Raw genomic sequence first — 22,336 nt, forward strand, 5'->3', positions numbered from 1 at the left:
GGCGCGGCAATCGTACTACAGTCTCAGCGCACGACCTGCGCGAGCGCGCCGGACTTGTACTGCTCGGCGATCTTGTCGAGCGCCACCGGCTTGATCTTGCCGGCCTGGCCTTCGCAGCCGAACGCGAGGTAGCGATCGACGCAGACCTGCTTCGCCGCTTCGCGCGCGGGCTTCAGGTAGTCGCGCGGATCGAACTTGCCCGGGTTCTCGAACAGGTAGCGGCGGATCGCACCGGTAATCGCCAGACGCAGGTCGGTGTCGATGTTGATCTTGCGCACGCCGTGCTTGATGCCTTCCTGGATTTCCTCGACCGGCACGCCGTAGGTTTCCTTCATGTCGCCGCCGAATTCGCGGATCTCGGCCAGCAGTTCCTGCGGCACCGACGACGAACCGTGCATCACCAGGTGGGTGTTCGGGATGCGCGCGTGGATTTCCTTGATGCGCTGGATCGACAGGATGTCGCCCGTCGGCTTCTTCGAGAACTTGTACGCGCCGTGCGACGTGCCGATCGCGATCGCGAGTGCATCGCACTGCGTGAGCTTCACGAAGTCGGCGGCCTGCTCCGGATCGGTCAGCAGCTGCTCGCGGGTCATCGTGCCTTCCGCGCCGTGGCCGTCTTCCTTGTCGCCCTTCATCGTCTCGAGCGAGCCGAGCACGCCGAGTTCGGCTTCGACCGTCACCCCGATCGAGTGCGCCATCTCGACGACCTTGCGCGACACGTCGACGTTGTACTCGTACGACGCGACCGTCTTGCCGTCGGCTTCCAGCGAACCGTCCATCATCACGCTGGTGAAGCCGCTGCGGATCGCGGCCATGCAGACTGCCGGCGACTGGCCGTGATCCTGGTGCATCACGACCGGGATGTGCGGGTACGACTCGACTGCTGCTTCGATCAGGTGGCGCAGGAACGGCTCGCCCGCGTACTTACGCGCGCCGGCCGATGCCTGCATGATCACGGGCGCGCCGACCTGGTCCGCCGCCGCCATGATCGCCTGGACCTGCTCCAGGTTGTTCACGTTGAAGGCCGGCAGGCCGTAACCGTGCTCTGCCGCGTGGTCCAGCAATTGACGCATTGATACGAGAGGCATTGTGGAACTCCATGGAATGAAAACCGGTGCGCCCTGACGCCGGCGCGGCGCTCGCTCCCGGTCGAACCCGGGGTGGCGCGGCGCGGCTGAGCGTCGAATAGCCGCATTTTATCGCGAAGCGCCTCCGATTCCGACCGCCCGGTGGCGCCGACTCGCAATTTGTTACGTTCGCACGGCACAATGCGGGCAAAAATGAGAAAAAAAGCCGCGCGGGGCTTCGGACCCTACGCGGCTTTCGTATCAAAAACGGTGCCGGATCGATTCCTCAGCCGATCCGGGCGGCCGGCCCGCAGGCCGGCCCGATGCGCGGTCGGCGCTCAATAGTGCTCGCCGACCCGCACGATCTTCAGCGTATTGGTGCCGCCCGCCTGCCCCATCGGCTCGCCGACGGTCAGCACGACCATGTCGCCGTGCTGCACGTAGCCCTGCTTGACGACGATCTCGAGCGCCGCCTGCAGCGCCGAGTCGCGGTCGCTGTTGAAGTCGACGTGCAGCGGCGTCACGTTGCGGTACAGCGCCATCGTGCGCTCGCTGCCGACGCGCGGCGTCAGCGCGAAGATCGGCACGTGCGTGTAGTGACGCGACATCCACAGCGCGGTCGCGCCCGATTCGGTCAACGCGATGATCGCCTTCGCGCCCAGGTGGTAGGCGGTGAACAGCGCGCCCATCGCGATCGACTGGTCGATCCGCGTGAACGTGCGGTCGAGGAAATCCTTGTCCAGCTCGACTTCTTCCGACTTTTCCGCTTCGACGCACACGGCCGCCATCGTCTCGATCGTGACGACCGGATACTTGCCGGCGGCCGTCTCGGCCGACAGCATCACCGCGTCGGTGCCGTCGAGCACCGCGTTCGCGACGTCCGACACTTCCGCGCGGGTCGGCACCGGCGCGTAGATCATCGATTCCATCATCTGCGTCGCGGTGATCACGAGCTTGTTCGACTCGCGCGCCATCCGGATCATCCGCTTCTGCAGCGCCGGCACGGCCGCGTTGCCCACTTCCACCGCGAGGTCGCCGCGCGCGACCATGATGCCGTCGGACGCATCAAGAATGCTCTGCAGCGCAGGAATCGCCTCCGCGCGCTCGATCTTCGCGATCATCTTCGGCTTGATGCCGTACGGCGCGCCCGCGATGTTCGCGAGCTGGCGCGCCATTTCCATGTCGGTCGCGTTCTTCGGGAACGACACCGCCACGAGGTCCGCGCCGAGCGACATCGCGGTGCGGATGTCTTCCATGTCCTTCGCGGTCAGCGCGGGCGCCGACAGCCCGCCGCCCTGGCGGTTGATGCCCTTGTTGTTCGACAGCTCGCCGCCCACCTTGACGATCGTGTGGATCTCGTCGCCGAGCACGCGCTCGACGGTCAGCACGATCAGGCCGTCGTTCAGCAGCAGCAGGTCGCCCGTGCGCAGGTCACGCGGCAGCTCCTTGTAGTCGAGCCCGACGCGCTCGTCGTTGCCCATCTCGCAGCCCGCGTCGAGGATGAAGGCCTGGCCCGGCTCGAGCGTCGTCTTGCCGTTCTCGAACTTGCCGACGCGGATCTTCGGGCCCTGGAGGTCGGCCATGATCGCGATCTCGCGGCCGACCTTGCGGGCGGCCTCGCGCACCATCTCGGCGCGCTGGCGGTGATCGTCGGCCGTGCCGTGCGAAAAATTGAGCCGCACGACGTCGAGGCCCGCCTGCATCATCTGCAGCAGAATCTCCGGCGAACTGGAAGCCGGGCCGATCGTGGCGACTATCTTGGTGGCGCGCTGCATGAAACTCCTCATCTGGATCAAGGTGGATGCGCTGGGTGAAACGCTGCGAGAGCCGGAAGCGGCAGGCCCAGCGGCCGCCGCTCCGGGGGGCGTGCCGGTGCTTGCGCCCGGCATCGCTTTGTTCTGAATCTCGTGGTGCTGCTCGGCCGCGTCGCCGGCGGCCGCCGGTGCGCGCGGGGCGGTGTTCGCCCGCGCGGGCGCGCGTTTGCGCTTGCCCGCGCCGGCCGTCGGCTCCGCTTTCGCGGAGCGCGCGGCCTTCGTCACCCCTGCGCGCGCCGCCACGCTCAGGCCGCCCGCGTTTCCAGCACTTCCACCGCCGGCAGCTTCTTCCCCTCGAGGAACTCGAGGAAGGCGCCGCCGCCCGTCGAGATGTAGCTGACCTGGTCATGGATGCCGTACTTCGCGATGGCCGCGAGCGTGTCGCCGCCGCCCGCGATCGAGAACGCGGACGATTTGGCGATCGCTTCAGCGAGCGTCTTGGTGCCGTTGCCGAACTGGTCGAACTCGAACACGCCGACCGGGCCGTTCCACACGATCGTGCCGGCCTTCTCGAGCTGGCTCGCGAGCGCCTTGGCCGTATCCGGGCCGATGTCGAGGATCATGTCGTCCGCTTCGATGTCGGCGACCTGCTTCACCGTGGCGACCGCCGTCGGCGAGAATTCCTTGGCGGTGACGACGTCGGTCGGGATCGGTACCGACGCGCCGCGCTCGCGCGCTTCGTCGATGATCGCCTCCGCTTCCGCGACGAGGTCGGCTTCCGCCAGCGACTTGCCGATCGACAGGCCGGCCGCGAGCATGAACGTGTTCGCGATGCCGCCGCCGACGATCAACTGGTCGACCTTGCCGGCCAGCGACTTCAGGATCGTGAGCTTGGTCGACACCTTCGAGCCGGCGACGATCGCCACCAGCGGGCGGGCCGGGTTGCCGAGCGCCTTGCCGAGCGCGTCGAGTTCGGCGGCCAGCAGCGGGCCCGCGCACGCGACCGGCGCGTACTTCGCGATCCCGTGCGTGGTCGCTTCCGCGCGGTGCGCGGTGCCGAACGCGTCGTTCACGTACACGTCGCAGAGCTTCGCCATCTTCTGCGCGAGCTCGTCCGAATTCTTCTTCTCGCCCTTGTTCACGCGGCAGTTCTCGAGCAGCACGACCTGGCCCGGTGCGACGTTCACGCCGTTCTCGACCCAGTTCGAGACGAGCGGCACGTCACGGCCGAGCAGCTCGGCGAGGCGCTTCGCGACCGGCGCGAGCGAATCTTCCGGCTTGAATTCGCCTTCGGTCGGACGGCCGAGGTGCGACGTGACCATCACGGCCGCGCCGGCGTCGAGCGCGGCCTGGATGGCCGGCACGGACGCGCGCACGCGCGTGTCTTCGGTGATGTTGCCCTGGTCGTCCTGCGGGACGTTCAGGTCGGCGCGGATGAATACCCGCTTGCCGGCGAGCTGGCCGGCGGCGATCAGGTCGGTAAGACGCTTGACTTGGCTCATGTTGAACAAATTGAAGTAGTGGATGGGGAAAGGGGGTTCACGCTGGACGTGCGCGGGCTGCCGCGAAAGGGCGCCGGATGCGGCCGTGGCTGGCGGTTCGCATGACGCGCACGGGTAAAAAATCTCGAACGGGCATTCTAGCCGATCCACCCGGCAGACTGACCCGCGGGCGGCGAATTCCGCCTATTTGGGATCGCGCGCGGGAACGGACACATTGCCGCAACGCAGCAATGCACCCGCGCGCGCGGCCGGTACCCGGCGGGCCCGAACGGCGCCCCATCAAAAGACCAGGCGCAGCGCGGTGAAGACGAGCATCCCGACGACGATCGTGCCGAGCATGCTGCGCCGCCACAAAAACCAGCCGAGGCCGGCGAGCGCCGCGTAGAACGGATGGTTGGACAGCGCGAACGACAGCCCGGCCGGCGTTTCGAGCACGTCGGGCAGCACGACGGCGACCAGTGCCGCCGCCGGCGCGTAGCGCATGGCGCGCTGCGCGCGCTCGGGCAGCACGGTGCGTTCGCCGCCGATCAGGAACAGCGCGCGCGTGACGGCCGTGACGATCGTCATCCCGATGATGACGATCCAGATTTCCGTCGCGCTCATTCGATTTCCTTTTCGTGCACGGTTTCGGTGCGAATGCGCCGCCAGTCGGCCCGCTCGACGAAGAAATCGGCCGTGCAGCCCGCCGCGAGCGCGGCGAGCACCGCAACGGGCAGCGCGAGCCGGTACGGCAGGTCGAACGCGATGAGCGACACGATACCGGCGACCGCGACGGCCGCGAGCGTCGAGCGGTTCGCGACCGCCGACACCATGATCGGGATCAGCGCGAGCGTGCCGGCCAGTTCCAGCCCCCAGCTCGCGGGAAAGACACTCGCGAGCAGGATGCCGGCGAGCGACGACACCTGCCACGACAGCCAGCTCGCGAGCGCCATCCCCCAGAAATACGCTTCCTTGCCGGGCACGTGGCCGTACGCGAAGCCCTGTTTCTGGAACAGCAGGTAGATCACGTCGCCGTTGAAATAGCCGATCGCGAGGCGCCGCCACAGCGGCAGGTAGGAAAAATGGGGAGCAAGACCGGCGCTGAAGATCACGAAGCGCGTGTTGACCATCGCGGCCGTGAGCAGGATGGTCCAGATCGGCAGCTTCGCCGCGAGGAGCGGCAGCACCGCGAGCTGCGACGAGCCCGCGTAGACCAGCAGCGACATCGCGCTCGCCTGCCCGAGGGTCATGACCGACTTGCTCATCGCGACGCCGGTGACGAGCCCCCACGAGAAAATCGCCATCAGCGTCGGGGAATAGTCGCGCGCGCCCTGGATCAGCGCGAAGCGGTCGGTGGCGGACAATCGAGCAAGCATGGGAAGCGGGCCGCAGCGGGCGGTTCGTCGGGGCGCCGGCGCCTCCTGCCGGTACGACCCGTCGTTATTGGAATCGGTACCGGGCGATTATAGCGCCGGCCCCGCGCCGACCGACCGGATCGCCTTCAAATGACGCTAAAATACGCGTCTTTCCGGCTCAACGCTGCATACAACCGCATCCCAGGAGAAATCTATGTCAATGGCCGACCGCGACGGCAAGATCTGGATGGACGGCAAGCTGATCGACTGGCGCGACGCCAAGATCCACGTCCTGACCCACACGCTGCACTACGGCATGGGCGTCTTCGAGGGCGTGCGCGCGTACAAGTCGGCCGACGGCAGCACCGCGATCTTCCGCCTGTACGAGCACACGAAACGTCTGCTGAATTCGGCGAAGATCTTCCAGATGGACGTGCCGTTCGACCGGGAAACGCTCGAAGCCGCGCAGCTTGAAGTCGTGCGCGAGAACAAGCTCGAGTCGTGCTACCTGCGCCCGATCATCTGGGTCGGCTCGGAAAAGCTCGGCGTGGCCGCGAAGGGCAACACGATCCACGTCGCGATCGCCGCCTGGCCGTGGGGCGCGTACCTCGGCGAGGAAGGCCTCGCGAAAGGCATCCGCGTGAAGACGTCGTCGTTCACGCGCCACCACGTGAACGTGTCGATGGTGCGCGCGAAGGCGTCGGGCTGGTACGTGAACTCGATCCTGGCGAACCAGGAAGCCACCGCCGACGGCTACGACGAAGCGCTGCTGCTCGACGTCGACGGCTACGTGTCGGAAGGCTCCGGCGAGAACTTCTTCCTGGTGAACAACGGCAAGCTGTACACGCCCGACCTGTCGTCGTGCCTCGACGGCATCACGCGCGATACCGTCATCACGCTCGCGAAGGACGCCGGCATCGAGGTGATCGAGAAGCGCATCACGCGCGACGAGGTCTACACGGCCGACGAGGCGTTCTTCACCGGCACGGCCGCTGAAGTCACGCCGATCCGCGAGCTCGACAACCGCACGATCGGCAGCGGCGCGCGCGGCCCCGTCACGGAAAAGCTCCAGTCGGCGTTTTTCGATATCGTGTCGGGCAAGAACGCGAAGTACGCGAACTGGCTGACGAAGGTCTGAGCGCACCGCGCCACCGACCGCCCCACAAAAGAGTGATAAGAGAAAGTCTCATGAGTGAAATCAAGGAAATGCCGCTGGTCGAGCTGACGGCCAAGGATCTTCCCGCGTACTGCCCGAACCCGGCCATGGCGCGCTGGAGCGCCCACCCGCGCGTCTTCATCGACGTCTCGCACGGCGAAGCGCGCTGCCCGTACTGCGGCACGCGCTACAAGCTGCGTGACGGCGAGGTCGTCAAGGGCCACTGACCCCGGCGGCCGGGCCTGCAGGCGGATGCAGGCCGCCGCCCACCCAGGCGGCGCCGCCGGATTGCCGGCGCGCCGCCGTTCTCCATTCTGGCAACCCGAACGCGGCGCCTGAGCGCCGTGCTTCATTACGACATCGGAAGTCGACCTGATGCGTCGAGCGCTGGTTATCGCACCGAACTGGATCGGTGACGCATTGATGGCACAGCCGCTTTTTGCGCTGCTGAAGAAAAACCATCCCCGCATCGCGATCGATGCCGTCGCGCCCTCGTGGGTCGCGCCCGTGCTCGAGCGGATGCCCGAGATCCACGATGTCTACGCGACCGATCTCGCGCACGGCAAGCTGCAGTTGCTGCGCCGCTGGCAGCTCGCGAGCGACCTGCGCGACGTCGGCTACGACGCGGCGTACGTGCTGCCGAATTCGCTGAAATCCGCGGTGATCCCGTGGCTCGCGAACATCCCGCTGCGGGTCGGCTACACGGGCGAGCACCGCTACGGGCTGCTGAACGTGCGGCACGCGAACCCGGACAAATCGGGCGAGCGGCCGCCGATGACGACCCACTACGCGGCGCTCGCGTATGCGCCGGGCGCGAAGCTGCCCGAGTCGATGAAGACGCTGCCCGCGCCGCGCCTCGACGCCGATCTCAACGAGACGGCGCGCGTTTCCGCACGTTTCAATCTCGATACGCGCAAGCCGCTCGTCGTGTTCTGCCCGGGCGCGGAATACGGCCCGGCCAAGCGCTGGCCGCCCGAGCACTTCGCATCGCTCGCCACCATCGTCCATCAGTCGTTCCCGTACACGCAGATCGTCGCGCTCGGCTCGCAGAAGGACGCCGCAGCCGCGCAGGCGATCGCCGACCACGCACCGAACGTGCGCAACCTGTGCGGCCAGACGTCGCTGTCGGAGGCGTGCGCGCTGATCGCGCGCGCGAACGCGGTGGTCACCAACGATTCGGGGCTGATGCACGTTGCCGCCGCGCTACGCCGGCCGCTCGTCGCGCTGTACGGATCGACCGATCCGCGCCACACCCCTCCGCTGTCGGACCTGGCGAAGGTACAATGGCTTCATCTCGAATGCAGTCCCTGCTTCGAACGCGAGTGCCCGCTCGGCCACCTGAAGTGCCTGCGCGAACTCGGTCCCGAGCAGGTATTCGGCGATTTGCGCGGCATGCTCGTCGGGCAGCGCTGACCCTGGCCGGCAGCGTCGCACGGCGCGCCGGGCAATCCGATTCACCGGTGTACGGCGGCTCCATCCGGGCCGCCGTGCTGAATACGGCGCGCGACGCGCGCGAGAGATAACCCCGATGCCACGTTTTGCCCGCCTCTTCGAAGCCGCCGCCGATACGCTGAACGCCTACTACCAGGCCGTCGCCGATGCCAATCTCGACGCGCTGCTGGGACTGTGGATCGACGAGGATTTCGCCAGCTGCGTATGGGCGGACGGCGAGCATCTGCATGGCCTCGACCAGATCCGCAGCGGGCTCGCCAACCGGCTCGCCACGCGCCCCGTGACGATCGAGCCGCTCGACATCCGCGTGTACGACAGCCTCGGCACGGTCGTCTATACGATCGCCGAAGCGCATCAGCAGGCCGACCTGACGGCCGAACCCGACATGGTTTTCGCGACGTACGTGATGATTCACGAACGTGGCGAGTGGCGCATCGCGCATATTCACGCGAGCCCGATTCCCGAACAAGCGGCCGGACAATTCGCCGCGAAGATCCGTCATGGGCAGGGTCCGCTGCACTGACGAAAAGACGAAGCAACGCATACGCGGGGCGATCATGAGTACGGCTTCTCCGCCCACCTCGCCGCTGACCGGGGCCCCGGCCCCCGACGACGACATACTGCGCTATCGCGCACCACGCTGGCTGCCCAACAGCCATGCGCAAACCATCGTGCCCGCGCTGTTCGCGCGGCGTCCGGTCGTCGCTTACCGACGAGAGCGATGGGAAACCCCCGACCACGACTTCATCGATCTCGACTGGGTCGCCCATCTCGACAGCGCCGCGCCGGCGCCCGATGCGCCGCTGTTCGTGCTGTTCCACGGCCTCGAGGGCAGCTCCGGCTCGCACTACGCGCTCGCGATGATGGCCGCCGCGCGCGCGAAGGGCTGGCATGCCGTCGTGCCGCACTTTCGCAGTTGCAGCGGCGAGATCAACCGCCAGCCGCGCTTCTACCATCTCGCCGACAGTGCCGAGGTCGACTGGATCCTGCGCCGGCTTGCCGCGCAGCATCGCGGGCCGCTCGTCGCGGCCGGTGTGTCGCTCGGCGGCAATGTGCTGCTGCGCTGGCTCGGCGAGCATCGCAGCGACACGTCGATCCTGCGGGCGGCCGCCGCGATCTCAACGCCGATCGACGTGCACGCCGGTGGACGCGCGCTGTCGCAAGGCTTTGCGATGGTCTACACGCGCAGCTTCCTGAAGACGCTCAAGCGCAAGGCACTCGCGAAGCTCGACCAGTACCCGGGGCTGTTCGACCGCGAAGCAATGCTGCAGGCCGTGACGATGCGCGACTTCGACGAGGTCGTGACCGCGCCGCTGCACGGTTTCGCGAACGCGGACGACTACTGGACCAAGGCGACCACGCGGCCGCTGCTCCCCGCGATCGATGTGCCGACGCTGATCCTCAACGCCCGCAACGACCCGTTCCTGCCCGAATCGGCATTGCCGGGCCCGGCCGACGTATCGCCGGCCGTCGAACTCGACCAGCCCGCGGCGGGTGGGCACGCGGGATTCATGACCGGGCCGTTCCCCGGCCGCCTCGACTGGCTGTCGGCGCGGGTGTTCGGCTATTGCTCCCAATTCGTCGACCATGGATGACATCGTCAGGCAGGCCCTCGCCAAATGGCCGAACGTGCCGCACTGTACGGGCTGGCTGCTGCTCGACCGGCGCGGCGAATGGCGGCTGCGCGACGACGCGGCCCAGGCGGCCGGCGAGCTCGGCTCGCCGATCCGGCATGCGGCGCTGAACGCGTTCATCGGCCGCAACTACGAATGCGACGCGCACGGCCAGTGGTTCTTCCAGAACGGGCCGCAGCGCGTGTACGTCGAGCTCGCCTATACGCCGTGGGTCGTCCGGCTCGCCGAGCGCGACGGGCAGCTCACGCTCACCGACCAGACCGGCGCGCCGTTCGAACCGGACGAAGCCTGGCTCGACGACGCAGGCGGCGTGCTGTTTCGCGCGGCCGGCACGCCGCCGCGCATCGCGGCGCTGCACGATCACGACCTCGGGCTGCTCGCCGATCACGCCGATTTCGATGCCGCGCCGCCCGTGCTGCGCTGGCGCAACGGCCGCACGCTGCCGCTCGGCAGCATCGTCGGTGCGGACGTGCCCACGCGGTTCGGCTACGTCGCAAGCCCGGCGCAACAGGCCCGCAATACAGCTGACAGCGGCAACTGACCCGCAGCGGCCTCGCGCGCGCTTCCCGTGTATCGGCCGCTACCCGCGGCCGTTCTTCTCGTCCTCGCGCTCTTCCTTGTAGCGCGCCTCGAATTCCAGCAGCCGCGCGCCGATCATCGACTGCTCGTAGAACGACACGTCCTTCGCGTCGCGCGCTTCCTTCAGCTGGCGAATCGCCGACGGCCACGCGCCGTCGAGCGCGAGCTTCTCCGCGAGCGCACGGCGCCGCGCCAGCAGGTCACCCTTGCCGTCGCTCGCCTTCGCGAGATAGTCCCACCAGTCCGGCTGCTCGGGATCGGCCTTCGCCTGCGCGCGTGCCTGCACCTGCGCTTCCGCGAAACGGCGCGCCGCGATCAGCGCCTGAAGATGCGCGACGATCGCCGCGTGCGACGCCGGCCAGCGTCGCTGCGCGAGCGCCGCGAGCCGCACCGCGTCGTCGGCCCGCCCCGCGCGGCGCGCGATGTCGGCGGCCAGCACGTCGAGGCTCGGCGAGCTCGTCGCCGGATCGTCCTCGCGCCGCTCGCGCGCGTCGAACGCGCTGCGTGCCGACGCGAGCGCCTTGCCGGCCGCGTCGTATTCGCCGAGCAGCGCATCCGCGAGCGCGATGCCGTACCAGTTCGCCGCGACGTTCGGCGCGGTGCGATCGTCGATCTCGAACTGCATCCGCCGCGCCTCGGCCGCGATGTCGGTCGGCGCGCGGTTCTGCAGGACGCGCAGCCGCGCACGCACGAACCCGTATTCGGGCGACTGGCGCGGCTGCCGGTACGGCGCGCGGCGCGCGCGATCCTCCATGTCGGCGATCCGCTCGCCGGTCAGCGGGTGCGTGCGCGCGTACGCCGGCACGCCCGCATCGCCCATCGACGCGCGGTCGAGCCGCTCGAAGAAGCCCGGCATCCCGTACGGGTCGTAGCCCGCGCCCACGAGCAGCTGGAAGCCGACGCGATCGGCCTCGCGCTCGGCCGAACGCGAGAAGCGCAGCTGGTTGTCCACCGCATACGCCTGCCCGCCCACCGCGATCGCGCTGCCGAGGTCGCCGCTTCTCGCGAGCACGCCTGCCAGCACGCCGAGCAGCATCGTCGCGAGCGCCGTATAGCCGGTCTTCTCGTTTGCACCGATCATCCGCGCGATGTGCCGCTGCAGCACGTGCCCCATCTCGTGGCCGACCACCGATGCGAGTTCCGACTCCGTCTGTGTCGTGACGACGAGCCCGCTGTTGATCCCGATGAAGCCGCCCGGCATCGAGAACGCGTTGATCTGTGGATCGCGCACGGGGAACAGGTCGAAGTCCGGCGTGTAGCCGCCGATGAAGCGCGCGGCCGCCGCGGCCGCGAGCCGCGCCGCCATCGCGTTCAGGTAGTCGCGCACGAGCCAGTCGTCGAGATAGTCGGGATCGCGCCGCACTTCGCGCATCACGCGCTCGCCGAGCCGGCGCTCGGCCTGCGGCGTCAGCGACCCGCCGGAACCGTCGCCCAGGTCGGGCAGTTCCAGCGAGCGAAGCGGCGCACGCAGGCTCGCGGCGGGCGCGGACGCGCCACCCGTATCCGAAAACCGGCTCTCCGCGCCGCCGTACGTGCCGAACACGCCGGCCGCGATGCCGGACGGCACGGTGGAAATCGACCGGGCGCCACCGGCCGCCGATTCGAGCGGCGGCGCGGACGCGCTCTGCGCATGGCCGCTCGGCGGCAATGCGAGCGCCACCGACAGCGACACGGCAAGCAACTGTTTGACACGCATGGCAGGATGAAAACGACGCCGTCCCGCGCGCCGGGCGCGCATCGCGGCGTTTGGTCTGAATATTCGGGTCATTGTACCGGCGGCAACGTGACTGTCCCGTGCGGCATCGGCGCCATCTGCATACCCGGCGCCGCGAATGCCACTGCTATGATAGGCGCCCGTTGAACCGTTGGATCGGATCGGGGCGCAGAGACGGGATTCGATGCCCCGGCCAATCGCGATGCGCGATCGCGGGACGTGCTCGCGCACGCCGTTCCACTAGAGGAAGACATGTCAGGACTCACCCATTTCGACGCCGCCGGCCATGCGCACATGGTCGACGTCGGCGGCAAGCAGGAAACCCAACGCATCGCGATCGCGCGCGGCACGATCCGGATGCTGCCGGCCACGTTCGCGCTGATCCGCGACGGCAAGGCCAAGAAAGGCGACGTGCTCGGCGTCGCGCGCATCGCGGCCATCCAGGGCGCCAAGCGCACAGCCGACCTGATCCCGCTGTGCCATCCGCTCGCGCTCACGCGCGTGGCCGTCGAGTTCGAACTCGACGACGCGCTGCCGGGCGTCCAATGCGTCGTGCAGGTCGAGACGTTCGGGCGCACCGGCGTCGAGATGGAAGCGCTGACCGCCGTGCAGGTGGGGCTGCTGACCGTCTACGACATGTGCAAGGCGGTCGATCGCGGGATGGTGATCACCGACGTGAGCGTGCGCGAGAAGCGCGGCGGGAAGTCGGGGGACTGGAAGGCGGAAGATACGGCGGGTTAAGCACCCACATCAACAGCAGCCGTTCACCGGGGCATCGTCGGCCGTAGCGACCGCATGCGTCGACAGTCGGCGGCCATGCACCACGAAGTGGCCAACAGGGAACGAAACCGGACGACAACCCGTGTGCGGGCCGCCCCCCTCACGCATCACTGGCCGCGCTGCGGCTCGAACACGAACGGTTGGGTCAGCAGGAACGGGTTCGCGGTCGCGCCCGTCTGCACGCAGCTCGCGTGCGTCATCGCGTCGACGGCCGCGCGATCGGCCGCCGCATTGCGGCTGCTCGTCGTCACGGTGACGTTTTGCGCTTCGCCGGACGTCGTCATCAGCGCGCGCACGAGCACGGTCGCCGGGCGCGTGAGCGGCTTCGCGGTATCCGGATAGACGGCGCGTGGAATGTGACAGGTCAGCTTGCTTTCCTGCGACGACGACAGCATCGCGCAGCCGGAAAACAGCATCGCGACGGCGGGCAGGATCAGGTAGGTCGAGCGAATAGCCATGGTCGAATATCGTTCTTGAGCACTGTTCCGGACACACGCGCCGCGCACCGGAACACGTCGCCCGGCCGCATTGCATGCATCACACTGCGCCGCGGCCATCGGACCGGCGCCCCGTTACGGCCGCACGGCCGATCGATGCTCGGCCGCGATCCTGCATGGCGGACTTCCCGGGTGGCCGGGGTGTTGCCTGTGTTCGCGCTGCCCTCGCCTCACACGGGTCGGCACGCTAGCGCTTTCGCGCATTGTGCACGCCCAGCCCGGCGAGCGGCGGCAATTTGACAATGGTTGACGCGAATCGCCGGGTCTTCAGCCGGAATCCATGCAATCCGCGAGGTAATCGATGCGCGGCCGGATTCGCCGGGTTGCGCCGGGCGCTGACGCCGGACGCGCACCGCTGCTCCGTCACGGCGCGGCACATGCCGGAATTCCCCGTTCCGGCAGGTGCTGCGCGCATCAATCCGAATCGTCGTCGTCCTCGTCGTCGGCCGCATCGGCCGGCACTTCGCCGTATTTCGCGACGACCGCCGCCTTGAACGGCTTCAGCGCCGGCTGCTGATCGCACAGCTTGTACAGCGCGGCCAGTTGTTGCGGCCAGTCCTTCAACTCCTTCGCAAACACGTGCAGGCGCGCGACGGTGTCGAGCGCGTCGGCCTCGCGGCCGGCCAACGCCTGCAGCACCGCATAGCGGCGCAGCACCGTCTCGCCGGGCAACAGCGCGATCGCGCGCTCATGCGCGGCGAGCTTGGCCGGCAGGTCGTCCGCCGAAATCGGGAGCAGCGTGGCCGCACCGTATTCGCCCCACGCGCCGAACAGCAGCGACGGCGCATCGCGGTACTGCGCAGCCGGATCGCTGCCGTAATACAGCACTTCCGCGCGCTGGTAGTCGCGCAGCACCGGCACCGCCGCCAGCACGCCGCCGACCGACAGCACCGCGAACAGCCCGAACGCCGCACGCCCTGGCAGGATGCGCAGCGACTTCACCTCGAGCAGCCCGATCACGAACATGGCCGGCAACAGGAAGAACATGTACTGCTGCGGATACTCGACCAGCGCGTGCATCAGCAGGATGCCGATCAGCGCGAAGCCGAACACGCGCATGCTCGACTGCGGCGCGCGCACCGCACGCACGAACCACGTCACGAGCGCGACGACGAGCACGCCCAGGCCGACGAGGCCGGATTTCGCGAGCAGGTCGATGAAGATGTCGTGCGAGTTGTTCGCGATCTCGACGCCGCCGAGCGAGCGCACGAGCGCGAACTGGTGCGACGGGAATTCGCCCCAGCCGACACCGAGCAGCGGATGTTCGCGGAACATCGCGAGCCCGTACTTCCACAGCGCGAGGCGCGGCGCGATCTGCCCCGCGTCACGCATCCGGTCGGCCGCGGATTCCGCGAGACCCAGGTGATAGTGGACGTTCGCCCAGCGCACCGCGACGTTCACCGCGATGAACGCCACCGCGAGCACGACCGGAATCGCCCACGCACGCGCATTGCCCGGCGCGCGGCGCGATTCGAGCCACGCCATCCAGAAGCCCGCGACGACCATCACCGCGACCTGCAGCCACGGCCCGCGTGACACCGTCAGCGCCAGACCGACGGACAGCACGATCGACAGCGCGAGCCATGCCCATACCGCGAGCCGGCGCGTCTGCACGAGATACAGCGCGCCCGCGAGCGCGAACGCGATGTAGCTGGCCAGATGGTTCGCCTGCGCCATGTTGCCGTACGGACGGCGATCGACCGCGATGTTGTACACCACGACGAACGGCGACAGCGCCGACTCGAGGTGGAACAACTGCACGATCTGCGTTCCGACCGCGAACACGCCGCCGATGAGCAGCGCGCCGGCCATCATCCGCGACACGGCCTCGGCCAGCCCGTCGCGCGCGAGCGCATAGCCGGCCTGCATCGCGACCAGCGCGGCGGCGAGATAGCCGACCGCCAGCCAGTTCATCGACGGCACCTTGAGCGGGATCAGCGCCACCTGCGCGATGAGCACCACGGCGAACCCAAGCGGCGCGACGAACGCGGCCGGCGCCGCAAACGGCTCGGCCGGGCGGCCCGTGCGCGCGAGCAGCACGACGGACACCCCCACCAGCAGATACAGCACCAGCGCGGAAAACTCGGAATAGAAGGTCGGGATCGGATACGTGTGATTCGTGATCGCGTACGGCACGATCAGGGCGACAGCCAGCGCAACGAGCGGCAACGAACGGGAAAAAGTAGAAGGCATGAGCGAACCGGATGTCAGCAACCGGCGCACTATACAAAACTTTCCCCCCTCTGTGCGGAGCCTTCGCGCCACGACCCGACGCGGTGCGAAGGCTTCGGCCGGCTGAAGCGGCGGCCGGCATGCCGCCCGCGCCGCCCTGCTCCGCCACCGGCGCTACGCGCGGCACTCCGCCGGCGCATATTTCGCGGGCAGCGTCGCCGCTTCGCCCGGCAGTGGCCCGGCCCCCGGCGCGGGCAGTGATGACGCCCCCTTGCCGGCGGCGAAGCACTCCCACGCGATCGCGCCGGCCTGCATCGCGCCCTTTTTGAGCGGCACGCGTGCGGTGGGCGCGTCGGCCTTGTCGGGCGCGGACGGCACGAGCACCAGCGTATTGGTGCCGGCCGCGGCGACGCGCGTGGTGAACGCGACCGTGATCTGGCCGGTCTCGCCATCGATCACAACCGATTCGACGTTGCGGGTCGCGGCCGGCGGGCTGTAGCCGCCGTCGAGGCTCGCGCCGCTTGCGGCGTTGTCTGCAACGGCGAGCCGCGCGGACGACGCAAGCGCGAGCCCTTCGCCGACGCGCGAGCGCGCGAGGTAATCCTGGTACGCGGGAATCGCATAGGCCGCGATCACACCGACGATCGCCAGCACGATCATCAGTTCGATCAGCGTGAAGCCGGCCGGCCGCCAGCGCGGCGACGGCCGGTTCGCGCGCCGCAGATCGGCGGCGACGCGACGGAACAGGGAAACGGAAAAGGCTTCGAACATGGCAGGCTCCGGAAACGAAAAACGCCTGCCGATAAAGGCAGGCGTCTCGATCGTAGCCAGCGGGCCGTGAATCCGGCAGTCGGCCGGACGGCCAATGTCAGTGCGCGTGTGGTACGTCGCGGCGCTTCCTGAGCGTGTAACCGATCGCCACGACAAACAGCGCGCCCGCGATGCTCGCGCCGTAGAGGACCTCCGGCGTATCGAGCACCGGCCAGCGGTCGCCGACCGGGTCATTCACGATCAGCCCGCCCGCGATCCAGCCGAGCAGGCCCGCGCCGAATGCCACGAAGATCGGGAAACGGTCGAGCAGCTTCAGCACCAGCGTGCTGCCCCACACGATGATCGGCACGCTGACGACGAGCCCGAAGATCACGAGCGCGATCCGGTGCGACGGGTCGGCCTGTTCGGCCGCGCCCGCGATCGCGATCACGTTGTCGAGGCTCATCACCGCATCGGCAATCACGATCGTCTTCACGGCGTCCCACAGCCGGCTGGCCGGCTTGACGTCGTCGTGCGCGCCCTCGACCGGCGCCATCAGCTTGATGCCGATCCACAGCAGCAACAACCCGCCACCGAGCTTCAGGAACGGCATGTCGAGCATGGCGACCGCGAACGTGATCAGCGCGACACGCAGCAGGATCGCCCCCGCGGTGCCCCAGATGACGCCGCGCAGCCGCTGGTTCGCGGGCAGGTTGCGGCATGCGAGCGCGATCACGACGGCGTTGTCGCCGCCGAGCAGGATATCGATGATGACGATCTGGAGAACGGCGCCCCAGTGGAGCGACGTGAGGAATTCGAGCATGGCGTGACGGGCAGGACGGCGGCCGCCGGCGGGCGACCCGGTTCATTGCCGGCACATGCGCGATGCATGCCCGGTGCTTACGAATTCATTGCGCGAGCATAACAAAAAACGCCGGCAAAGCCGGCGTTTTCTGCAGGACGAACCCAGGTGGAAATATTACAGCGCCTTCTTCAGCAGACGGCCCATTTCCGACGGGTTGCGCGTGACGGTGATGCCGCACGCTTCCATGATTTCCAGCTTCGCTTCGGCCGTATCCGCACCGCCCGAGATCAGCGCGCCGGCGTGGCCCATGCGCTTGCCCGGAGGCGCCGTGACGCCAGCGATGAAGCCGACCACCGGCTTCTTCATGTTGTCCTTGATCCACTCTGCCGCATTGGCTTCGTCCGGACCACCGATTTCGCCGATCATCACGACTGCGTCCGTATCCGGATCGTCGTTGAACATCTTCATCACGTCGATGTGCTTCAGACCGTTGATCGGGTCGCCGCCGATACCGACTGCCGACGACTGGCCGAGGCCGAGTGCCGTCAGCTGCGCAACCGCTTCATACGTCAGCGTGCCCGAACGCGACACGACGCCGATGCGGCCCTTGCGGTGGATGTGACCCGGCATGATGCCGATCTTCAGTTCGTCCGGCGTGATCGTGCCCGGGCAGTTCGGCCCGAGCAGCAGCGTCTTGCGGCCTTCGCGACGCATGCGGTCCTTCACTTCGATCATGTCGCGCACGGGAATGCCTTCCGTGATGCAGATCGCGAGATCCAGGTCGGCTTCGACCGCTTCCCAGATCGCAGCCGCTGCGCCTGCCGGCGGAACGTAGATGACCGACACGGTCGCGCCGGTTTCTGCCTTCGCTTCCTTGACGCTTGCGTAGATCGGAATGCCTTCGAAGTCTTCGCCGGCCTTCTTCGGGTTCACGCCCGCGACGAATGCTTCGCGGCCGTTTGCGTATTCACGGCAGGCGCGCGTATGGAACTGACCGGTTTTGCCGGTAATGCCCTGCGTGATGACCTTCGTGTCCTTGTTGATCAGAATCGACATGTATTTTGACCTCTGTTCGATTGGCGTCGCGTATGAACCGCGCCGCCATGCGTGTTCATTAGCGCGCGCTTACTTGCCTGCGGCTGCCGCGACGACCTTCTGCGCAGCTTCTTCCATGCTGTCCGCCGAGATGATCGGCAGGCCCGAATCGGCCAGCATCTTCTTGCCGAGGTCCTCGTTCGTGCCCTTCATGCGCACGACGAGCGGCACGTTCAGGTTCACGGCCTTCGAACCGGCGATCACGCCTTCCGCGATCACGTCGCAGCGCATGATGCCGCCGAAGATGTTCACGAGGATCGCCTTCAGGTCCGGGTTCTTCAGCATCAGCTTGAACGCTTCGGTAACCTTCTCGGTCGTCGCGCCACCGCCGACGTCCAGGAAGTTCGCCGGCTCGCCGCCGAACAGCTTGATGGTGTCCATCGTCGCCATTGCCAGGCCTGCGCCGTTCACGAGACAGCCGATGTTGCCGTCGAGCGAGATGTACGCGAGGTCGAACTTCGACGCTTCGATTTCAGCCGGATCTTCTTCGTCCAGGTCGCGGTACGCGACGATTTCCGGGTGGCGGAACAGCGCGTTCGAGTCGAAGTTGAACTTCGCGTCGAGTGCGATGACCTTGCCGTCGCTGGAGACGTTCAGCGGGTTGATTTCAGCCAGCGATGCGTCGGTTTCCCAGAATGCCTTGTACAGGCCTTGCAGGATCGCGCGTGCTTGCGGAATCGAAGCAGCCGGCACGCCGATCTTCGCGGCGAGGTCGTCGGCTTGCGCGTCGAGCAGGCCCGTCGACGGCTCGACGATGACCTTGTGGATCAGTTCCGGGTGCTTTTCGGCGACTTCCTCGATGTCCATGCCGCCTTCGCTCGAACCCATCAGAACGATCTTTTGCGTCACGCGATCGACGACGAGGCTGACATACAGCTCCTGCTTGATGTCGGCGCCTTCTTCGACCATCAGGCGGTTGACCTTCTGGCCTTCCGGACCGGTCTGGTGCGTGACGAGCTGCATGCCGAGGATCTGGTTCGCGTATTCGCGAACCTGCTCGATCGACTTCGCCACCTTCACGCCGCCGCCCTTGCCACGGCCACCTGCGTGAATCTGAGCCTTCACGACCCATACCGGGCCGCCGAGCTCTTCTGCCACCTTGACGGCCTCGTCAACCGAGAACGCCGGCTTGCCGCGCGGTACCGCGACTCCGAATTTCCGCAGGATTTCCTTACCCTGGTACTCGTGAATCTTCATGCGTGATTCCCTTCAGTCTGAGAGTTGGATGAAAAGTCGCTTTAGACGCTTCTTCGAATGATTTCCGTTCATTCCTTCGTGCTGCCTTCACCGGGCACGTCCGGCCCGCTCGCGCCATACCAGCGCGGGTAGTACTGCCGCACGATCTCGCCGTCGAACCGCAACGCCCGGCAGCGGCCGAGCTGGAAAGGCGCTTCGTCGTGCACGCCGTCATGATCCGGCCCTTCGCCCCCCTCCTCGCGCACGTTCCACACGTCACCGGCGAACGCCTGGATCGCTGCCGTCGGCAGCACGGCGCACAGTTCGGTGAGATGGGAGCAGCCTGCGACGCCGGCGAGCAGCCGGTTCGCGTTGCGGCGGAAATTGCGGAAGAGATTGAGCCCGATGAGGGCCCGATAGGCGGGAGTGGCGGATTGACAGTGACCGGGATAGGGAACCCATTCCGAAGACGCTTCGGCGTCGACGACATTGAGGTCACGATCGATAGTCACGCGCAGCCAGAGTTCGTGGATCGGCAGGCCCTGGGGCCGGATGCCCGACGCAAGCGCGACATCGCGCGGCTTGTGGTCGGTCAGGCAGGCTTCGATGTCCCACAAGCCGTCGCCGCGCTCGTAAGCTTCCGCTCGGATTGCGCGTTGATGTCGCAACTGACGGGGCACGGGCTCGGATAGCGGCATGCTGGAGGTTGAGGCCGAAGAGGAAAACCCGTGGATTTTAGCATATTGGGTATTTGAGACAGGTGGACGCGACGGCGGGTATTCCCGCCTGTCCGGAAGCGGTTGCGTTGCAGCAAAATCGCGCGCCACGCGCGCGATCGGCGCGGTCAGTCGTCGATCAGGAAATCGTCGCCGACCTTCAGCAACTTCACGATGGTCGCACTCGAGAAGCCGCGTGCGGCGAGAAAACGCGCCTGCTTCGCACGCTCGGCCGGCGTTTGCGGCAGTGCACCGAATTTCTTGCGCCAGACCGCCTGCGCACGCGCCCATTCGGTCTCGCGGAGTTGGGCATTCACCTCCTCGACGAGCGTGTCGCCCACCGCATGACGCTTCAGCTCGCTGACGATGCGTGCGACGCCGACACGCGACGCGCGACGATGCACGAGACTCTCGGCAAAGCGCGCATCGGACAGCCAGCCTTCCTTTTCCAGCGCATCGAGCACAGGGTCGACGGACTCGTCTTCGCCGACGTAGGGCGCGAGCTTGCGCGCGAGTTCCGTGCGACTGTATTCACGGCGGGATAGATAGCCGAGCGCGCGGCCCTTCAGCGATCGCTGAGGCTTCGATGACTTGCGCTCGGTAGCGCCCGGGGCGTCACCTGATGACGTGCTGGAAGAAGCACCCGGCGCGCGACGTGTGCGGCGCGGATGCTGACTGCTGCGCGTATAAACATCCTCCCTGGCCGGCGCCGATGCATCGGCTGCGCGATCGCCCGGGAAGCTGACACCGGAAACACGACGGCGGGAGCGGTCGTGCGCGTCGAACGATTCATCGTCGTCGAACGGATCGTCCGGTGCGGCAATCTCAAACGAAACGAGGGCATCGTCGGATGCCCTCGTCGCGGTGCGGTTCGCGGCATCGCTGCCTGCGCCCCGCCGATCGGCGTCCGAGGATCCGGCTCGCCGGCCGGAGCGACCCGCCGCTTCGGGCACGTCGCTCTCCTCCGGCTCGCCAGCCTGACCTCGGCGCCCGACCATCACTCTTCTTCGTCCATCGCCTCGGCTTCGTCCTGGCCTGCACCATCGGGCATGGCGACCACGCCAAGCGATTCGCGAATGCGGTTCTCGATCTCGCGTGCGATTTCCGGATTCTCGCGCAGGAATTCACGCGCGTTGTCCTTGCCTTGGCCGATCTTCTCGCCGTTGTAGCTGTACCAGGCGCCGGCCTTGTCGACGATCTTCGCCTGCACGCCGAGATCGATAATCTCGCCCTGACGCGAAATGCCTTCGCCATACAGGATGTCGAAGATCGCTTCGCGGAACGGCGGCGACACCTTGTTCTTGACGACCTTCACGCGGGTTTCGTTGCCGATCACCTCGTCGTTCTTCTTGATCGAGCCGATCCGGCGGATGTCGAGACGCACCGACGAGTAGAACTTCAGCGCGTTGCCGCCCGTCGTGGTTTCCGGGTTGCCGAACATCACGCCGATCTTCATCCGGATCTGGTTGATGAAGATCACCAGGCAGTTCGTGCGCTTGATCGTGCCGGTCAGCTTGCGCAGCGCCTGCGACATCAGGCGGGCCTGCAGACCCGGCAGCGAATCGCCCATCTCGCCTTCGATTTCGGCCTTCGGCACAAGCGCCGCGACCGAGTCGATGACGATCATGTCGATCGAGCCCGAGCGCACCAGCGCGTCGGTGATTTCAAGCGCCTGCTCGCCGGTGTCCGGCTGCGAGATCAGCAGCTCCGGCACGTTCACGCCGAGCTTCGACGCGTACTGGACGTCGAGCGCGTGCTCGGCGTCGATGAAGGCTGCGGTGCCGCCGATCTTCTGCAGTTCGGCGATGACCTGCAGCGTGAGCGTGGTTTTACCGGACGATTCCGGGCCGTAGATTTCGACCACCCGGCCGCGCGGCAGGCCGCCGACGCCGAGCGCGATATCGAGACCGAGCGAGCCCGTGGACACGACCTGGATGTTCTCGGCCGCCTCGCCGTCGCCCATGCGCATGATCGAGCCCTTGCCGAACTGCTTCTCGATCTGGGCAAGCGCGGCGGCCAGCGCCTTGCTCTTCTCGGCGGTCATCCCGGAGCCCTTCTTGCTATCTTCCATGAATCGTCCTTTGCTATGATGAGCAGCGTCTGTTAGAGGCGCGCCACTTTCAAGCGCTGCCCACGAATGCAGACACTGTATA

At 67.3% G+C, this 22,336-nt stretch carries 23 protein-coding genes; 8 read left to right on the forward strand and 15 right to left on the reverse strand.

Annotated features, from left to right (window positions below):
- Nucleotides 1–23 precede the first annotated feature (23 nt).
- Together fba and pyk are read right to left on the reverse strand one after the other, a co-directional pair.
- Nucleotides 24–1,088 (reverse strand): class II fructose-bisphosphate aldolase, encoded by a 1,065-nt coding sequence (gene fba, locus CFB50_RS14590; protein ID WP_034189083.1) that lies wholly within the window; start codon nt 1,086–1,088, stop codon nt 24–26.
- Nucleotides 1,089–1,405: 317 nt separating this feature from the next.
- The gene (gene pyk, locus CFB50_RS14595) at nt 1,406–2,842 is read right to left on the reverse strand and encodes a pyruvate kinase (protein ID WP_089446693.1); all 1,437 of its coding nucleotides are present in this window, start codon (nt 2,840–2,842) and stop codon (nt 1,406–1,408) included.
- Here pyk and CFB50_RS39995 point away from each other — a divergent pair.
- The gene (locus CFB50_RS39995) at nt 2,841–2,969 is read left to right on the forward strand and encodes a hypothetical protein (protein WP_256093618.1); all 129 of its coding nucleotides are present in this window, start codon (nt 2,841–2,843) and stop codon (nt 2,967–2,969) included. The genes pyk and CFB50_RS39995 overlap by 2 nt on opposite strands.
- A gap of 157 nt (nt 2,970–3,126) precedes the next feature.
- On the opposite strand, the gene CFB50_RS14600 is transcribed toward CFB50_RS39995, so the two are convergent.
- The 3 genes from CFB50_RS14600 to CFB50_RS14610 form a co-directional block, all read right to left on the reverse strand.
- Entirely contained in the window at nt 3,127–4,323 is a 1,197-nt protein-coding gene (locus tag CFB50_RS14600) for a phosphoglycerate kinase (RefSeq protein ID WP_089446327.1), read from the reverse strand.
- A gap of 279 nt (nt 4,324–4,602) precedes the next feature.
- A complete protein-coding gene (locus CFB50_RS14605; protein WP_069248754.1) occupies nt 4,603–4,926 on the reverse strand; it encodes an AzlD domain-containing protein in 324 nt (107 codons plus the stop codon).
- A complete protein-coding gene (locus tag CFB50_RS14610) occupies nt 4,923–5,678 on the reverse strand; it encodes an AzlC family ABC transporter permease (protein ID WP_089446328.1) in 756 nt (251 codons plus the stop codon). The genes CFB50_RS14605 and CFB50_RS14610 overlap by 4 nt, the downstream gene beginning before the upstream one ends.
- A gap of 193 nt (nt 5,679–5,871) precedes the next feature.
- On the opposite strand from CFB50_RS14610, the gene CFB50_RS14615 reads away from it, so the two are divergent.
- The 6 genes from CFB50_RS14615 to CFB50_RS14640 all read left to right on the forward strand — a co-directional run bounded on the left by CFB50_RS14615 (nt 5,872) and on the right by CFB50_RS14640 (nt 10,440).
- Nucleotides 5,872–6,795 carry a branched-chain amino acid transaminase gene (locus tag CFB50_RS14615; RefSeq protein ID WP_083265912.1) on the forward strand — a complete coding sequence of 308 codons (924 nt, stop codon included), beginning with the start codon at nt 5,872–5,874 and terminating at the stop codon, nt 6,793–6,795.
- 50 nt (nt 6,796–6,845) lie between these two features.
- Nucleotides 6,846–7,040 carry a zinc-finger domain-containing protein gene (locus tag CFB50_RS14620; protein ID WP_006749970.1) on the forward strand — a complete coding sequence of 65 codons (195 nt, stop codon included), beginning with the start codon at nt 6,846–6,848 and terminating at the stop codon, nt 7,038–7,040.
- Nucleotides 7,041–7,188: 148 nt separating this feature from the next.
- On the forward strand, nt 7,189–8,226 hold the full coding sequence (gene waaF, locus CFB50_RS14625; RefSeq protein WP_041492938.1) for a lipopolysaccharide heptosyltransferase II: 1,038 nt from the start codon (nt 7,189–7,191) through the stop codon (nt 8,224–8,226).
- Between the two features lie 115 nt (nt 8,227–8,341).
- Nucleotides 8,342–8,788 carry a nuclear transport factor 2 family protein gene (locus tag CFB50_RS14630; RefSeq protein ID WP_006749968.1) on the forward strand — a complete coding sequence of 149 codons (447 nt, stop codon included), beginning with the start codon at nt 8,342–8,344 and terminating at the stop codon, nt 8,786–8,788.
- 34 nt (nt 8,789–8,822) lie between these two features.
- On the forward strand, nt 8,823–9,860 hold the full coding sequence (locus CFB50_RS14635) for a hydrolase (RefSeq protein ID WP_089446329.1): 1,038 nt from the start codon (nt 8,823–8,825) through the stop codon (nt 9,858–9,860).
- The gene (locus CFB50_RS14640) at nt 9,853–10,440 is read left to right on the forward strand and encodes a DUF2946 family protein (RefSeq protein WP_089446330.1); all 588 of its coding nucleotides are present in this window, start codon (nt 9,853–9,855) and stop codon (nt 10,438–10,440) included. Before CFB50_RS14635 ends, CFB50_RS14640 begins: the two co-directional genes overlap by 8 nt.
- Before the next feature lie 39 nt (nt 10,441–10,479).
- Here CFB50_RS14640 and CFB50_RS14645 read toward each other — a convergent pair whose 3' ends face one another.
- A complete protein-coding gene (locus CFB50_RS14645; RefSeq protein ID WP_089446331.1) occupies nt 10,480–12,174 on the reverse strand; it encodes a M48 family metalloprotease in 1,695 nt (564 codons plus the stop codon).
- Nucleotides 12,175–12,444: 270 nt separating this feature from the next.
- Here CFB50_RS14645 and moaC point away from each other — a divergent pair, with 270 nt between their 5' ends.
- The gene (gene moaC / locus CFB50_RS14650) at nt 12,445–12,933 is read left to right on the forward strand and encodes a cyclic pyranopterin monophosphate synthase MoaC (protein ID WP_089446332.1); all 489 of its coding nucleotides are present in this window, start codon (nt 12,445–12,447) and stop codon (nt 12,931–12,933) included.
- A 146-nt stretch (nt 12,934–13,079) separates the two neighbouring features.
- Here the strand turns inward: moaC and CFB50_RS14655 are convergent, their stop codons facing one another.
- The 9 genes from CFB50_RS14655 to recA form a co-directional block, all read right to left on the reverse strand.
- On the reverse strand, nt 13,080–13,430 hold the full coding sequence (locus CFB50_RS14655) for a TonB family protein (RefSeq protein WP_089446333.1): 351 nt from the start codon (nt 13,428–13,430) through the stop codon (nt 13,080–13,082).
- A 453-nt stretch (nt 13,431–13,883) separates the two neighbouring features.
- A complete protein-coding gene (locus tag CFB50_RS14660) occupies nt 13,884–15,662 on the reverse strand; it encodes a PglL family O-oligosaccharyltransferase (RefSeq protein ID WP_089446694.1) in 1,779 nt (592 codons plus the stop codon).
- Between the two features lie 153 nt (nt 15,663–15,815).
- Nucleotides 15,816–16,412, reverse strand: a complete 597-nt coding sequence (locus tag CFB50_RS14665; RefSeq protein ID WP_069248768.1) for a pilin — start codon at nt 16,410–16,412, stop codon at nt 15,816–15,818.
- Between the two features lie 97 nt (nt 16,413–16,509).
- Nucleotides 16,510–17,214: a TerC family protein gene (locus tag CFB50_RS14670; RefSeq protein ID WP_089446334.1), complete on the reverse strand. Its 705-nt coding sequence runs from the start codon at nt 17,212–17,214 to the stop codon at nt 16,510–16,512.
- 156 nt (nt 17,215–17,370) lie between these two features.
- Nucleotides 17,371–18,252, reverse strand: coding sequence for a succinate--CoA ligase subunit alpha (gene sucD, locus CFB50_RS14675; RefSeq protein WP_006477916.1), 882 nt, complete (start codon nt 18,250–18,252; stop codon nt 17,371–17,373).
- A 69-nt stretch (nt 18,253–18,321) separates the two neighbouring features.
- Nucleotides 18,322–19,488, reverse strand: coding sequence for an ADP-forming succinate--CoA ligase subunit beta (gene sucC / locus CFB50_RS14680; protein ID WP_011353083.1), 1,167 nt, complete (start codon nt 19,486–19,488; stop codon nt 18,322–18,324).
- 68 nt (nt 19,489–19,556) lie between these two features.
- Complete coding sequence (locus CFB50_RS14685) at nt 19,557–20,165, reverse strand: DUF2889 domain-containing protein (protein WP_089446335.1); 609 nt, start codon at nt 20,163–20,165, stop codon at nt 19,557–19,559.
- Between the two features lie 146 nt (nt 20,166–20,311).
- Nucleotides 20,312–21,181 carry a recombination regulator RecX gene (recX, locus tag CFB50_RS14690; protein WP_089446336.1) on the reverse strand — a complete coding sequence of 290 codons (870 nt, stop codon included), beginning with the start codon at nt 21,179–21,181 and terminating at the stop codon, nt 20,312–20,314.
- Complete coding sequence (gene recA, locus CFB50_RS14695) at nt 21,181–22,254, reverse strand: recombinase RecA (protein ID WP_089446337.1); 1,074 nt, start codon at nt 22,252–22,254, stop codon at nt 21,181–21,183. Before recA ends, recX begins: the two co-directional genes overlap by 1 nt.
- Nucleotides 22,255–22,336 lie beyond the last annotated feature (82 nt).

The organism is Burkholderia sp. AU33423 (assembly GCF_002223135.1).
Lineage (GTDB): Bacteria > Pseudomonadota > Gammaproteobacteria > Burkholderiales > Burkholderiaceae > Burkholderia > Burkholderia lata_D.